At 72.3% G+C, this 596-nt stretch carries 1 protein-coding gene; it reads left to right on the top strand.

Annotation, left to right across the window (positions count from 1 at the left end; genetic code table 11):
- Nucleotides 1–596, top strand: a 596-nt coding sequence (locus tag ASJ79_RS25270; protein WP_231751031.1) for a PPE family protein, incomplete at both ends; no start/stop codon positions are given.

The raw sequence follows: 596 nt of genomic DNA on the forward strand, positions 1-596 counted from the left end.
CGGCCCCCGTCTGGATGGCGCTGCCGCCCGAGGTGCACTCGGCGCTGCTGAGCAGCGGCCCCGGTCCGGGGTCGATGCTCGCCGCGGCGGGGGCGTGGCAGTCGCTGAGCACCGAATACGCCTCGGCGGCAGCCGAACTCACCACCATCCTGGCCGGCGTGCAGGGTGGCGCGTGGGAGGGGCCGAGCTCCGAACAGTACGTCGCGGCGCACACCCCCTATCTGGCCTGGTTGGCACAGCAGAGTGCCTCCAGTGCCGCCGCGGCGGTGCAGCACGAGACCGCGGCGGCCGCGTACACGACCGCGCTGGCGACCATGCCGACGCTGCCGGAGCTCGCGTTGAACCACACCACCCACGCCGTGCTGGTGGCCACCAACTTCCTCGGCCTCAACACCATCCCGATCGCGCTGAACGAGGCCGACTACGTCCGGATGTGGATCCAGGCCGCCACCACCATGGCGACCTACCAGGCGGTGTCCGGCGACTGCGACGTGCCGGATTCGGGCGCGGGGCCGGCTGCGGCGGTGCCCTGGCCGGCCACCATGCCCAACCCGAGACCGACGAGCACCACACCGGAGTACAGACCGCGCAACGAT

Origin of the sequence: Mycobacterium sp. NAZ190054 (genome assembly GCF_001545925.1) — a bacterium.
In the GTDB taxonomy this organism is placed as follows: Bacteria; Actinomycetota; Actinomycetes; order Mycobacteriales; family Mycobacteriaceae; genus Mycobacterium.